The 13,988-nt window shown below is 66.0% G+C and carries 10 protein-coding genes and 1 pseudogene; 3 read left to right on the top strand and 8 right to left on the bottom strand.

The annotated features are described in order from the left end of the window. The 3 genes and pseudogenes from VK533_RS12130 to VK533_RS12120 all read left to right on the top strand — a co-directional run. Positions 1-538: pseudogene (locus VK533_RS12130) on the top strand (M10 family metallopeptidase C-terminal domain-containing protein); the annotation flags it as partial. Positions 539-782: 244 nt separating this feature from the next. Then, positions 783-2,048 carry a calcium-binding protein gene (locus tag VK533_RS12125; RefSeq protein ID WP_324377982.1) on the top strand — a complete coding sequence of 422 codons (1,266 nt, stop codon included), beginning with the start codon at positions 783-785 and terminating at the stop codon, positions 2,046-2,048. 277 nt (positions 2,049-2,325) lie between these two features. Continuing rightward, a complete protein-coding gene (locus VK533_RS12120; protein ID WP_324377980.1) occupies positions 2,326-3,591 on the top strand; it encodes a calcium-binding protein in 1,266 nt (421 codons plus the stop codon). A gap of 71 nt (positions 3,592-3,662) precedes the next feature. On the opposite strand, the gene VK533_RS12115 is transcribed toward VK533_RS12120, so the two are convergent. The 8 genes from VK533_RS12115 to VK533_RS12080 form a co-directional block, all read right to left on the bottom strand. Next, entirely contained in the window at positions 3,663-4,886 is a 1,224-nt protein-coding gene (locus VK533_RS12115) for a glycosyltransferase (protein ID WP_324377978.1), read from the bottom strand. Beyond that, positions 4,886-5,866 carry a M23 family metallopeptidase gene (locus VK533_RS12110; RefSeq protein ID WP_324377976.1) on the bottom strand — a complete coding sequence of 327 codons (981 nt, stop codon included), beginning with the start codon at positions 5,864-5,866 and terminating at the stop codon, positions 4,886-4,888. Before VK533_RS12110 ends, VK533_RS12115 begins: the two co-directional genes overlap by 1 nt. Next, complete coding sequence (locus VK533_RS12105) at positions 5,863-9,735, bottom strand: glycosyltransferase (protein WP_324377973.1); 3,873 nt, start codon at positions 9,733-9,735, stop codon at positions 5,863-5,865. Before VK533_RS12105 ends, VK533_RS12110 begins: the two co-directional genes overlap by 4 nt. Further along, complete coding sequence (locus tag VK533_RS12100; RefSeq protein WP_324377971.1) at positions 9,735-10,880, bottom strand: sulfotransferase family protein; 1,146 nt, start codon at positions 10,878-10,880, stop codon at positions 9,735-9,737. The genes VK533_RS12105 and VK533_RS12100 overlap by 1 nt, the downstream gene beginning before the upstream one ends. Next, positions 10,877-11,848: a GSCFA domain-containing protein gene (locus VK533_RS12095; protein ID WP_324377967.1), complete on the bottom strand. Its 972-nt coding sequence runs from the start codon at positions 11,846-11,848 to the stop codon at positions 10,877-10,879. The genes VK533_RS12100 and VK533_RS12095 overlap by 4 nt, the downstream gene beginning before the upstream one ends. Before the next feature lie 49 nt (positions 11,849-11,897). Next, a complete protein-coding gene (locus VK533_RS12090) occupies positions 11,898-12,662 on the bottom strand; it encodes a hypothetical protein (RefSeq protein ID WP_324377965.1) in 765 nt (254 codons plus the stop codon). Next, positions 12,655-13,728, bottom strand: coding sequence for a GSCFA domain-containing protein (locus VK533_RS12085; protein ID WP_324377963.1), 1,074 nt, complete (start codon positions 13,726-13,728; stop codon positions 12,655-12,657). The genes VK533_RS12090 and VK533_RS12085 overlap by 8 nt, the downstream gene beginning before the upstream one ends. A gap of 18 nt (positions 13,729-13,746) precedes the next feature. After that, positions 13,747-13,988: hypothetical protein (locus VK533_RS12080; RefSeq protein ID WP_324377961.1), on the bottom strand; the 242-nt coding region annotated here is incomplete at its 5' end.

The following is a 13,988-nucleotide window of genomic DNA, read 5'->3' as shown; positions in this document are numbered from 1 at the left end:
CCTCGGCGATGACTCGGTCGCCGCCAACACCAATTTCGGCAACGACCAGTTGTTCGGTGATGCGGGTAACGATGTTCTGGTCGGCGAGCGTGGCTATGACAGCCTGTGGGGCGGCGACGGCAACGACCTCTTCCTGTTTGGTTATCACGGTGCGGTGCAGGATGCCTCCACAGCCAACCTGCTGACGGCCGCCACCGCGGCGCACCACGATCAGACCGACGTGATCATGGACTTCACCGATGGCGAAGATAAGGTCGGCCTGAGCTTCACGGTGGACCATGTCTATCATCAGCAGACGGGCGTGACCTTCACCTCGGTCGATGCGGCCTTGGTTTATGCCGAGCAGCTGCTCGACGCCGCCACGGCGGCCGGTAACGAGGTCGCGGCGATCCAGGTCGGCGCCGATACCTACCTGTTCTACAATGACACGAACCATGCCGTGACCGGTGCGGATGCTGCCCACAGCATCAACTCGGTCATCAAGGTTGCTGGCGTCACCGCTACGGCGTTCGACAGCGACGGTTCCGACTTCATCTGATCCATCGGATCGGTTGGAAAAAGAGAGGGCCGGCCCGTGAGGGCCGGCCCTCTTCTTTTGCCGAAGGGTTTTTCTGTCCCGATGGACCGCCGCCTGTTTGCACCAAAACCGAACTATTCGCCGCTGGACCATTGCAGCAACGCTCGGCAGACCTTACGAAATCGATCCGTATCAGGATGGCGACGCGGACGGCCGGGGGAAGGCCACGCGAAGCCGGTTATTCAGCGCCGGGAGGGGCTTCTAAATGGCGACCTTTGTTTTCGAAACGATCTCCGCGACGGACGCGTCGACCTTCACGTCGGACGACCGCCTGCTTTTCCAGAACGCGACCGTCGGCACGCTAAGCGTGACGGACAATCCGGCGACGACCTCCGTGCTGACGACCACGGTCGAGAGCTTCACGTTGAGCAACGGCACGCATAGCGCGACTTTTTCCGCGGCTGCGCTCAGCGGTGCCTCCACCGCGGGCAATCTGGTGTTCGTGAACGGCGATGAGCTCGTGCTCGGCAGCGCCAGCACCCAGATCATCAGTTTTGCCGACGCCGGTCACGGCCATGCGACCAAGGTCTATGCCTTCGATGGCAACGATACGGTCCAGGGAACCTCCGCGGCCAATGACACGATCGATGGCGGTGGTGGCAACGACATGATCACCGGCTCTTCCTCCTATACCGACGCCGCCGGCCATTTCACTGAGAACGACTTCTATATGGGCGGAGCCGGCGACGACGTGATTCACGGCGGCACCGGCAACGATCATATCTACGGCAATCTGATCAGCAGCACCGCGGGCGCAGCGGATGGCGCCGACGGCCTCTTTGGCGGGCTCGGCAATGATTATGTACAGGGGAATGGCGGGGACGATTCCATCCACGGCAATGAGGGCAACGATCGCCTCTATGGCGGTGCGGGCGTTGACATCATATCGGGGGATGACGGAAACGATTATCTTCAGGGCAATAAGGGTGCCGATACGTTGCGCGGCGGCAACGACAGCGACACGATCCACGGCGGCGCCGACAACGATCTGATCAACGGCGATGCGGGCAACGATCAGGTGTTCGGCGACGCGGGCAACGATACGGTGTCGGCCGGCGCCGGTTTCGACACGCTGTGGGGCGGCGACGGCGACGACACGTTCCGCTTCTCCCCCGGTGACGATTCCAACAGCAACGTCGCGGTTACGGTCGGCGCCAATGCCGGTCTGACCGACGTGATCGCCGATTTCACCGGTGGCGCGGACGTGATCAAGCTGCCCTTCGCCGTGGCGACCGTCCTGCACCAGGCGAACGGTATCACGCTCACCACGGTCGACGCGGCCCAGACCTATGCCCAGGGCTTGCTGGACGCCCATACCGGCACGCACGAAGTGGCGGCAGTGACGGTCGGCCACGACACCTATCTGTTCTATAATAGCTCGGGCAACGACGGCTCTTTGATCAACCAGGCGGTCAAGGTGCTTGGCGTGACCGGTGCGACCTTCCATGCGGATGGCTCCGATTTCGTCTGAGCCCAAAATCCGATGGGAAAAAATGAAAAGGAGCCGGTCCTTGGGGGCCGGCTTTTTTTTGCCTATTCCGCTCGATATGCTGCATATGCAGCCTTCGGGCGAATTAACCGTTTGTGCTTGCGCACTGTCATAAAGGCAGAACGCGATCACAGGTACGACGCCCCTATCGGATCCAATCAAGTGCCGCCGTCCTGAGCAACAGGCGGCGGAAACTCGAACGAATACCAGCCCTTAAGATTGATGGAGACCTACATTGGCAAATTACGTTTTTGAGACGATGACAGCGACGGACGCGTCGAACTTCACGTCGACCGACCGCCTGTTTTTCGAGAGCGCGTCGGTTTCGACGCTCGCCGTTGTCGACACCCCCGCTGTCAGCGGCCCGCTCAGCAGCAGCGCGGAGAGCATCACGCTCACGTCGGGCACGCATTCGCTTACCTTCGCGGCAACCCAGCTGAGCTATGCCTCGACCCATGACGGCCTGATCTTCGTCAATGGCGATGAACTGTTGGTCGGCACCGGCGGCGGCGACACGCTGGCCTTCACCACCGACGCAGGCAACGGCCATCACACCGCCGTCTATGGTTTCGACGGCAACGACACGCTCAGCGGCACCTCGACCGCCAACGACACGCTCAGCGGTGGCGCGGGCAATGACGTGATCACCGGTTCGTCGAGCTTCACCGACGCCGCGCATCACTACGTCGAGAGCGACTATTATATGGGCGGCGACGGCAACGACTCCATCACCGGCGGTGACGGCAACGACCATATTTATGGCAACCTGTTCAGCAGCACCGCCGGCGCGGCCGACGGCGACGACACCATCAATGCCGGCATCGGCAACGATTACGTCAACGGCAATGCCGGCAACGATTTCATCCACGGCAATGACGGCAACGACCGTCTCTACGGCGGTGGCGGCGACGACACGCTGCGTGGCGATGACGGCAACGATTATCTTCAGGGCAACAAGGGCGACGACGTGCTGGTCTCCGGTAACGGCAACGACACCATTCATGGCGGTGCCGATGACGATACGGTTGCGGGCACCAACGGCGACGATGCCGTCTACGGCGATGCCGGCGACGATGTGCTGCAGGGCGGCGCCAATATCGACACGATGACGGGCGGCGCCGGCAACGATGTTTTTGCCAGCTTCGCGGGTCAGGCGTCGATCTCCAATCTGCAGACGCCGACGAGCGATTCGCAGCATGACCGTACGGACGAAATCACCGACTTCACGAGCGGCCAGGACACCCTGTACGTCGATTTCGCGGTCGATCACGTCTATCATCAGCAGACGGGCGTGACCTTCACGTCGGTTGATGCGGCACTGACTTATGCCGAGCAGCTGCTGGATGGCGCGACCGCTGCCGGTACGGAAGTTGCCGCGATCCAGGTCGGTGCAGATACCTACCTGTTCTACAACGATCAGGGCGGCAACACCGTCGACGGCACCGCGACGCACACGATCGATCAGGTGATCAAGCTCGACGGCGTGACGTCGACGGCCCTCACCACGGACGACTTTGTCTTCTAATAAGCCAATCGCTTATTCGAGACGGACAATGGGTCGGCTCTCCGGAGCCGGCCCATTTTCTTTGGGTCCGGTCAGCCCCCCGCCAGCTCGTCGATCAGTGCCAGCCAGGCGGCGGTGCCGCTTTGCTGGTCATAGTCCGCCAACGCGCGGCTGCGGGCCGCCTGCCCCATCCCCGCGAACGCTTCGGGCTCGCGCACTGCGCGAGTCAGCGCGGCACTCAACGCGGCCACGTCGAAAAAGGGCAGCAACACGCCTTCGACGCCATCGGTGATCGCATCGCGCACCGGGCCCGTGTCGGATGCGATGATCGGGACTTCGGTCGCCATTGCCTCGACCAGCGACCAGGAAAGCACGAACGGGTAGGTGTAATAAACGTGCGCGCGCGCGATCGAGAAAGCATCGATCAGCACACCGTGCGGCACCTTGCCCATCCAGTGGACGCGCGACGGATCGAGCCGGTCGCCGAGCTCGTCCAGTATCCACGACTTCCAATCCTTGCCGTTGGGGCTTTGCCCGCCATAACCGGCAAGCGCCGGCTGCCCGATCATCAGCACCTCGGCTTCCGGGCAAGCCGCGAGGAAATCCGGCAGCGCGCGCATGAAGACATGAAAGCCGCGCAAGGGTTCGAACGTGCGATTGACGAAGCTGATAACCGGCGTCTGGCGATCGAGCATCCGGCCGTCGGGCAGCTTGATCCGCGCATCCGGCCGGCGCGTCGCGTGCGATACATCCACGCCCTCGTGGATCACGCGAATCATGGGCCGCAGGCCCGGCGGAAAGCTCGCTGCCTGGAACGGTGTCGGGCAGACGATCCGGTCGGCATATGCGAACGCCAGCACCTGGCTCGCGTTCTTGGCATGCGCGCGCATGTTGCGGCCCAGTTCGTCGGCCCCGAATTCGGGATCGAAATTCAGATCGCCGCCATGGCTGCGATAGAGCATTTCACCGAACAGGATGATCCGCGCCTCGGGCCAGATTTCCTTGAGGAAGATCGTCTCGCCCCAGCCCGGATGGCCGACGATCACGTCGGGCGTGAAGCCGTCCTGCTTGAGCTGTGAGGCCGCCTGGATGGCAGCGATGCCGCGAATCATGTCGGCTTCGGCGCGGGTCGCCGGCTCGAAAATGCCCTTGGTCGTTCCGCGCGTCGCCGACCAGCGGCGGAAATCCACGCCTGGCCGGGGGCGCGCGGTCTTGCCGCCGATCGCGGCGACCTTGTCGCCGCGTGCGCGCAGGGCATCGGCGATATGCGGAAACTGGCCTGGGAAATTCTGATGGACGATCAATACGTTGGCCATCAGAGCACAAGCGTCGCGAAGTTGGTCAAAACGATCTTTCCGTTGCGCGTCACACTATAGGTGGCGCGATATTGCCCCGCCGGCCAGCCGGTCGCCGGCGCATGTCCCCGGCCGACGAAGTTGAGCTGCTGCGCCTTGTCATGATCCAATGGCGGCAGAGGCTTGCTGTCGGCGAGCATCGTACCGTCCGGCCCGGCCAATGTCAGCCGCACGACGTCGCCCGCCTGCAGCCCGATCGCCTGCACGAACGCCACCAACGCCGTCGTCCGGCTGGGCCGCGGCAGCTGGTCGGCACCATTGTTCTGGACATCGCCCATCTGGACGGGGCCAGTGGCAAAGCCCGCGACCAGCACCTGGCCTTCGCGATAGGCCGGGGTCGCGGCCCACAGGCTCTGGCCTGCGCGGCAGCTGCCGGTCGGAGCGCCGAAAGCGAACGGATCGACCGGCTTGCCGTCCTTGCGCACCGTCAGGTGCAGATGGGGGAATTCGGTATCGCCCGACAGGCCGACCTGGCCGAGCACGGATCCGGCGGCGACATGATCGCCCGGATGCACCACCAGGCTGCCCTGCTTCATGTGGCAATATTGGGTTTCCCAGCCGCCGCCATGATCGACCACCAGCCCATTGCCGCATTCCTTGCCGGCGACGGCGCCCGGCGGCTCGTCGCGGATCGAGCGATCCTCGATCCCGTCGCGCGTGCGCAACACCGTCCCCGGCCCGGCCGCGAGCACGCTCACGCCGCGCCGCTCGAGCGCCATGCTGGTCAGGCGGATGTCGGTGCCGTCATGCTTTTGATAGGTGCGGCCGTGGCACGCATAATCGTGCGCGGCGGGCGTGGGATCATCGTCCGGATAATTCTGGATCGCGCAGTTCGCGCCGAGTCGGCAGTCGATCGGCCAGGCAAGCTGGAGCTTCGGCGCAGGCGCCGGGGCCGCCGCGCCCAGCAACGCCACCGGCGCCAGGACGAGCCAGCGTCTCACAGCAACTTTTCCAGCCGCGCGATCATGGGCGCTGCAATAGAGCCGACGGCACGCTTTTCCCACAGCCAGCTCTGGCCGGCGGCGGCGCGCGCGCCGTCCGGTGCATCGATCAGGCCCAGCAACGTCTCGAACCAGTCGCTCGCGTACAGCGTCACCTGCGCCGCCGCCCGATCGTGGCGATAGGCCGGGCAATCCTGGACGACCGGAAGCAAACCGAGCGCCAGATAATCGAGCAACTTGATATCGGACTTGGCGCCGTTGAAGATCGTGTCCGCGAGCGGCGCGAGGCCGATATCGAATGGTCCCTGCCCACGCAGCCAGCGGACGAAACGCGGATAGGCGACCGCTTCACCCGGCGGCGACAGGCGGTGCAGCCACGGCGCGGGCTCGATATCGGACGCGATTCCGACCAGCGTGACGTCGAACCGCCCTTCCCGCTCCTGCCACAGCCGGTCGAGCGCCGGGCGGATCGCGGCGAAATCGGGCCCGTGCGTGCCCGTGCCCATATAGAGCATCCGCACCTTGCCCTGCCGGAAGGGTTCGGGCCGGGGATTGCGCCAATCGCGCCAGATGCGCGGATCGAGCGCGTTGGGCATCACCGCGTGGCGATGCGCGACGTGGCCGTAGAGCCGCGCCAGTTCGGGCGTGGAGAACCAGGTTTCGGCCGACGCGGCGATCGCATGCTCGATCGCGGCATTAAGCGGACGATAGAGTTCGGCTTCGGGATGATCGTCCATCGCGACGAAGGCGTCGTCGACATCGACCACCAGAGCCGCCCCAAAAGCGCCCAGATCGCCCACCAGCCGGTCGACCGCCTGCGCCGAGGCCATGGCGGCGCGCTGGACGATGCAGATGTCGCAGGCCGGCACCGGATCCTCCGCCCCGCCGAGCGTGACCGCGAAGCGATCCGCGACCGTCTCGTCGGTCAGCGGACAGAGCAGCCTGATATAGGCCGAGCTTTGCGGCCCCTGCCCGCCATAAGGCACGATCAGATGCACCCGGATGGGTTGGCGCGGCGCCGCAGCCTCCGGCACCGCGAACGGCGCCTCCAGACCCAATGTTGCGAGCGTATCGGCAACGATCCGGCGGGCCCGCGCGTCGAAGCTGTGGGCGGCGATCACGCGCTCCGCCGCGTCGCGCGGAGCAGGCTCCGCTTTCAGCCGATCCGCGGCTTCGCGCAATTCGGCCGGACCCGCGACTTCAGTCACCGCCCCCTCGAACACGCGCGCGATCGACGGCACCCGATCCGATATCGCCTTGCCGCCGGCGGCGACCACGTCGAACAGCCGGTTGGAGAGCAACCCGAACGCCGCCATCGACGGCCAATGATCGTTGAGCACCGCGCCCGCGCCGGCATAGAGCGTGCCGAGCGCGCGATTGTCGACATTGTCGGCCTTGATCAGTTCGGCCGGCACCAGCCCGTCCCAGCCGCCGCCATAGATGGCCGGCGGCCGGTCCGCCTCGATCGCCCAACGCACGACCTCACGCTCAACCCCGCGCGAATTGCCGACGAACAGAAGATCCGAACCCGGCGCGGGCTCGTCGATCGGATGGAAGCGATCGGGATCGGTCGCCTGCAGCAGCGCCGTGACCGGCGGACGGACGAGATGGTCGAGCAACACCGCATAGCTGTCCGACGCGGCATAGACCCGGCTGTAGCGGTCATATTCCTCGTACGGCACCTGATCGGGGTGGCTGATGTTCCATAAATAAGCGAGCTGCCCGCCGCGCGGTTCGTAGGGGATCAGGCCGCGCAGGCTGATCGCGACGTCCTCGTCCGACAAAGCCCGGCCGGTCCATTGCCCGCGGAAATCGACATGGACCTCATGGCCGAGCCGCCGGATCGCTGCGGCGAGCGAATCGGCGAAATGCCAGTCGCCCCACGCGTCTTTCTCGTCCTCGGGCGCGGCGATCTTGATCGCGAAGCTCAGCTTCAGCCGTTTGACGAATTCGGGCGTGCCGATCGCCAGCCCGTGCCGGTTCTTGGTCCATACCAGTTTCTGGAAAGCGGCGGGTTCGGCGGTGGTGATGCGGCCCGGATCGGCCTTGCCATCATGATAATCGCAGCCGACGAACGGCGCGTAACCGACCTGCCGATCCTTGCCGATGCGCAGGATCAGGTCCCAGTCGACCATGCGGCGCAGCTTTGGATCGAAGCCGCCGACCGCATCGGTCAGGCTGCGGCGATGGCAGAAGGCGTTCAGATCGACATAATTCTGGGCAAGGCACGCCTCCCAGTCGAAATCGTCGCCGCGATAGCCGGTGAGGTGGCCGAGGTCGTCGCGCAGCGAAATCGCGCTGTAGGCGGCCTCCAGGCCCTCAGAGGCCATGAACCGCGTCATCACCTCCAGGAACCAGGCCGCCCAGCGATTGTCGCTGTCGAGATAGGCAACGACATCGCCGGTCGCCGCCGCCAGCCCACGATTGCGCGCCGCCGACACGCCGCCATGTGGGCCGTCCAGCCAGCGGACGCGCTTGTCGGCAAGGAACGGCGCCACCGCCGCGCGCGTGCCGTCGGTCGAACCGTCGTCGGCGATGATCAGCTCGAAATTATCGTGGCTCTGCGCCAGCACCGACCGGATTGCGGCCGCGATGATCGTCTCGCGGTTCCACGCGGGCATGATCACCGACACACACAGCTTCGCCGCGTCGGCCGCCTTTTTTTTCGGCAATCCGGCGATATGGCTGAGGAACGCCTCTTCGTTGGCGACATCGAAATGGCGGTAGAAACGGCGCGGCCGTTCGTCCGACGTTTCATATTTCGGCCGGCTGATCGGGATCGCGACCCGCCCCTCGCGCGCGCCGACCGCGAGGAAATGGCGCAACGGATCGCCCGTCACATCGTCATAGGCGCGCCGATAATAAGACCCGTCGAACAAAGGGCCGGTCGGCCGCCCTTCCGCCGCGCCATGATGCACATAATGTTCGAGCGGATGGACGCCGGCGGCGGCAAGGTCCGGATGGACGCGCAGGTAGAATTGGCTCGAGAAATAGGGATTGGGGTCGAGCGCATCCTCGTCCCGGCCATGGCGGATATAATCGGCCAAAGGATTATGCGCCGCGATCAAAGCCGACAGATCGGCATCGAGCGGGGCGACGAAGCGCTCGGCGCGATCCACCAGGGTGCGAATGATCGGTTCGTGGCCGGGATTGCCCGGCGCGCGCGCCAGCGTGAGCCCGCCCTCTTCGTCGACCAGCCCGACATCGCCGCCGAGCGCGACCGGCGCGAGGCCGATCAACCGTTCGAGCGCATGCGCGAGCGTGCCGTCGCGATCCGCGTCATGGCCGTCGAATATGGCGAGACCGGCGATCCGTTCGAGCAAGGCCGGGCGCGCCCAGAAGAAGGTGCCGGCAAAGAACCCCCAGTCCGCGAGCGGATAGAGTGGCGCCATCAGTTTCGGCGCGAGCTGGGACAAGATGTCGGCATTGCCGAATTGGTGGGTCGCCGCCGATTTGTAGAGCGACGCCGGGCCCGCCAACATCAAGCCCGGCTCGGCCGCGAACGCCCCGAGCAGGCGGGTGACCAGATCGTTGTCGCGGATCAGCCCGTCATAAGCGATCGCGCGCCATTCGGCGGCATAGCCCGAATCGCCCTTCTTGGTGTGAAGGTGGCAGACCGCCGCATAGCCCTCCTCCCGGATGATCGGCAGCAGGTGGAGCAAGGGCCCAATGTCCCAGCCGCGATTGGGCGTTTCGACCCGCACCACGCGCCCCGGAATCCGGTCGAGCGCGCGGTCGAGCGCCGGATCGAGTGTGCCCACATAGGTCGCCAGCACGTCGATATCGGCACGACCGAGCCGCGCGACGCGATCGATCAGTTCGCGCGCGACGTCGGGATAGAAAAGATGGAGGTGGATCGCCGCCCGCATCAATGCCCGCCGGCTCCCCCGATCCGCCGCGCCATCTGCCGCGCATAATAGCCCGTGTCGAACAACGGGCTCGGATCATAGCCCTTGGCCGCGCCGATCCGCAGATAATGGTCGACCGGATCGAGCCCGCTTGCCGCCACATCGGGATATCGCGCCAGATAATATTCGGCGTCGAACAGACCGCTGTTGCGGATCAACGCTGCGTCGCCCGACGGATCGGGCGCAGGGGCGAGCGCGACTTCGCTTTTCACCTCCGGCTCAGGGGCCCGTGCTTCCGGCTCCATGCGGCGATGGCGCAGCTCGTCATGGACGATATCGCCTTCCAACCACGGCTGGCCGTCGAGCGTGGCATAGGCTTGGTCGAGCCGCGCACGTGCGGCCGCGTCGTCCTGTGCGATCAGGGTGCGCAGCCCGGCATCCACCTCCCTGACGATCCCGGCGAGCGGCTCCTCCAGGTCGGCCGTCGCTGACTGGTGATGGCGCAACGTCGGATCAAGGAAGGCCGCGATCTCCGCTGCCCCAGCTGCGTCCGGCTGCCAGCCGTCGCGTCCGGCCAGCGGCGCGATCCGAGCGACGACATCGCGCCAATCGTCGAGCATGCCGTCATAATCAACCACCGCGCGCCTCATCCCGCGCGTGGCGCGTTCGGCATCGATCATGTGCCGCAGCCACAGCAGATGCGCATAATCCGGCGTGGTGCCATCCCGGCTAGCAAGCGAACGCGCGATTTCAGCGGGGCTGCGCAGCATCAGCAATGCGCGCGGTTCGATCCGCATCTCGGTCAGCACGTCGGCGACAACGGACACGCAGCGACATTGGCGCGGATCCTTGATCGCCAGCAGAGGCGCGTCACCCCACGCGCTTTCGATCGCCTCACGGATCCGGCTCTTGCGCGACCGCAGTCCGTCTTCGCTCAGCCGCGAAAAATCGAGCGGGCGCGGATCGAACCAGCTCGACCGCACCACGCGCAGCAGCTGATCGTCGGCTTTCACCAACGCCTGCGATTCCCAATAACCGCGCGCATTGTCGCCGCTCGCCTGGATCGCGTCCGACGGCAAAGCCGCGCCGAGCCGGCCGAGCAGCCAGGTCAGCGCCGACGTGCCCGAGCGGTGCATGCCCAGCACCAGGATCGCGGCGCGGCTCATGCGGCGGCGTCCGGCATGTAGGCGGCGATCATCCGCCCCACGTTCAACTCGATCATGTCGGGCCTGACGTGAACCAGATCGTCCTCCCACGAGAGAGCGCGATCGGACAGAGTCACCGTCTCGTAGGACGGGAAATAATCGACATGGTCGAAACTGCGCGTCGCGGCCTCGGCGGCAACGCGCAAGGCCGCCTTGGAATAAGAGTTGGCGACGATCGCATCCGCGCCGGAGAAGGAGCGCTGGAACGGCACCGGCGACACCGTCAGCAGCATCTTCTGCGCGGGATTGAGCGCGTGCAATCCGGCCACCAGCCGCATCACCGCATCGACCGTCTTGTCGATCGGCAGCACCTCGAAGAAGAAACGCCCCGGATGTCGCTCGACCAGATGGCGGGGCACGGTATCGTTGAGGTACAGCTGCTCGGCCTCGTCCCACCACGCCTCGATCAGGCCAAGCGTGACGATCACCACCGCGCTTTCGGCGACCGCCTCGGCATAGAGGCGGCGAATGCGGCGGCGGCGCTGCAGCCCGCGCTCGCGCGTCACCGTCTCATGACTGTGAAGCTGGCCGTCCCAATATCTGTCCTCGCCCGCTTCGACCAGGAAGCGCCCGCCATCGTCGTCGCGCGCCAGTTGCTCGATCTCGTTGAGCATCGAGAAAGGCGTATATTTGTTGAGGATGCCGGTGCGCAGGCCCGTGCCCTTCATCAGTTCTTCGGTCGGAAATTGCAGGTCGAGCGTCGGGATGCGCAGGCCGCGGTCGCGCAGGCTGATCTCGATATTGCGCGCGAAGCAGGATCCGATCGTGAAGACCGCGCTGCCGGGTGCGAGCGTGAAGCCGGGCGAAAGCGCGGGCGCCGCGCTCGGCTCGAGCCGGCCGCTGGCGCGATCGGGCCATTTCGACGCCTTCTGCCGGATCGTCGTCCGGTAGGCCTCTTCGGCGCTGATCCTGGCGAATGCGCTCCCCATCAGGCGGCGGTAGCTCCGGTGGCTTGCGAGGTCCAGCGCACCGGCTCCCTCAGATATCCTCGATCGCGCGGATCATAACCTCGCCATAGGCCTCGTTGCCGTGGGTCGGATCGGCGGCAAAATCCAGACGGAGGAAGCCTTCCGCGTCGCGCACGGCGGCCGGCACGGGCAGGAAATGCCCATCGAGCCCCTCGACCGCTTCGCGCAGCAGGCGCGACGTGAGCCGCCACATCCGCCAGCGCAGCCCCGCTCCCGCGACCGCGACGCCGCCGCTGGCCCGGTCGCGAAACCAGGCCTCGGCACGCGCGGCGATAAAAGCATCGTCGCGGATCGGCGGCGGACTCTCAGCGTGAATAAAGGGCCCGGCAATCTCGCGGAGCGCGCGTAGCCGCGCGAAATCGGGCCGCAGCTTCTGCATCAATGTGGCGCGCACCAAAGCTTCGGGAATCACTTCCGCGCCGTCATCCACGGGCGGCCCGTCTTCGCCGGACAGCAGGAAATCGAACGGGCGCGGATGGCGCATCAAAGTCAGTGCATTGTGGACATTGCCGCCGACGACCGAGGCGACACGCGGATTATGACGGGCGATCTGATCCTCGATCGCGGCGCGCAGTTTCGGGCCGAAGTGCGCGGCCGAATAATCGCCGTCTGCCACGCCCTCGAATTCGGGCGCGTGTACCTCTTCCAGCGTATGGATGACGCGCGTACGCGGCTTGTCGGGAAAGGCCTCACGATGCGTCTTGGCCGCGGCCCGAATCGCGGCGACGTGGCTTTGCCCCACCACCAGCAGATTCATGCCGTACGGGTCAGGCATCTTCGCCGTCGAGCATCGCCTCGTCGCACATCGTCTCGACCCAGCGCGCCATGTCGGCGGTGAATCCGTCCTCGGCCGGCGGCGCCGGCTGTGCCGCACCGACCGCCTCGACGCCCGCCGCATGACGCAGGAAGACGCGCATGACATGCTCGACGCCCTCCTCGGTCACCTCGCGCAGATCCTCGGCGAAGAAACGGCCCCGCGCCTGCGGGCCGGTAACGATCTCGTAGGACGGGAAATAGAAGACGCCGTCCAGATCCTCGGCCGCCTCCTGCGCCGCCGCGCGCAACGCCGACTTGGAATAGATCGTCGCGGGCAGGACATGGTTGCCCGACGCGGTCGCCGCCAACGGCACCGGCGACACCGTCAGGATCAGCCGCGCCTTCGGATTCACCGCGCGCAACCGATCGACAAAGCTCCCGATCTGCGCGCGCACGTCGGCGGTGCGCAGGTTGCGGAAGGTATGGATATTCGAATCGAACGCGCCGCCGGCGACGCCCGGGCAGAGCGGGAACGCCGCGCCGTCGGTCTTGGAGACCCAGCTTTCGGTCAGGCCGAGCGTGAAGACGATGATATCCAGCGTCTCCAGCGCCTCGCGCACGGCGGACAAATGCTGCGCGCGGTCGGCGCGCATCTCGGCTTCCGAAGCGAATCCGCCGGGCTGAACCGTCGGCCGGAAAGGATCGACCACACCCTTGCCGTCAGGGCTGATCCAGATGTCCTCGGCCGGCGTGAACCGGCCATAAGCGCGGTCGACCAGCTGCACGAGCTGGAGCGTCGTGTAGATGTTGCCGTAACGCGCCGTGTAGAGGCCGTAGCCCGCCGCCCGCGCCGCCTCCGGATCGACGATCGGATGGGCCTGTTCGGTGACGAGATAGTTGAAGCCCGACGCGGCGAGATGGCGCGCGACGTGCTGCGCGAAGCAGCTGCCCGCCGTCGCGACCTTGTCGCTGCGTCCGATGCGGGGGAAGTCGCCGACCAGCGGATCGACGCTTACGCCCTTGGCCGCGACCGATCGCCGCCAATAGGCGCTGTCGGGGAGGCTCCGATAAGGATGGTCGGCCATGCGGCGACCTTTCCCATGTCACGCGTCGCGGGGCAACGCCTCGTCCACCACGCGTTCGCCGCCGGTAAGCGGCTCGACACAGCCAACACCCGCGACGCTGATCCGCGCCGCGCCGGCGAGCAGGTCCGCGTCGAAGCGGATCGAAAAACCGTGATGACCATCGCCGATCCCGGCGGCGGCGAGGTCGGGCCGGTGATGATCGGCGGCGGCAACCGCGACCGGCCGGCCATCGAGCCGCGCCTCGACCGCAACGCCCGCGC

This window comes from Sphingomonas sp. (genome assembly GCF_035317925.1).
GTDB lineage: Bacteria > Pseudomonadota > Alphaproteobacteria > Sphingomonadales > Sphingomonadaceae > Sphingomonas_I.
Note: the sequence above shows the minus strand (reverse complement) of the source record. Positions and strands in the feature narration are given on the sequence as shown.

Bases quoted from the DNA above. Each gene is read 5' to 3' on its own strand.
- VK533_RS12095 (WP_324377967.1), bottom strand. From the start codon at position 11,848: ATGGGGAGCGCATTCGCCAGGATCAGCGCCGAAGAGGCCTACCGGACG.
- VK533_RS12105 (WP_324377973.1), bottom strand. From the start codon at position 9,735: ATGCGGGCGGCGATCCACCTCCATCTTTTCTATCCCGACGTCGCGCGC.
- VK533_RS12100 (WP_324377971.1), bottom strand. From the start codon at position 10,880: ATGAGCCGCGCCGCGATCCTGGTGCTGGGCATGCACCGCTCGGGCACG.
- VK533_RS12115 (WP_324377978.1), bottom strand. From the start codon at position 4,886: ATGGCCAACGTATTGATCGTCCATCAGAATTTCCCAGGCCAGTTTCCG.
- VK533_RS12120 (WP_324377980.1), top strand. From the start codon at position 2,326: ATGACAGCGACGGACGCGTCGAACTTCACGTCGACCGACCGCCTGTTT.
- VK533_RS12085 (WP_324377963.1), bottom strand. From the start codon at position 13,728: ATGGCCGACCATCCTTATCGGAGCCTCCCCGACAGCGCCTATTGGCGG.
- VK533_RS12125 (WP_324377982.1), top strand. From the start codon at position 783: ATGGCGACCTTTGTTTTCGAAACGATCTCCGCGACGGACGCGTCGACC.
- VK533_RS12090 (WP_324377965.1), bottom strand. From the start codon at position 12,662: ATGCCTGACCCGTACGGCATGAATCTGCTGGTGGTGGGGCAAAGCCAC.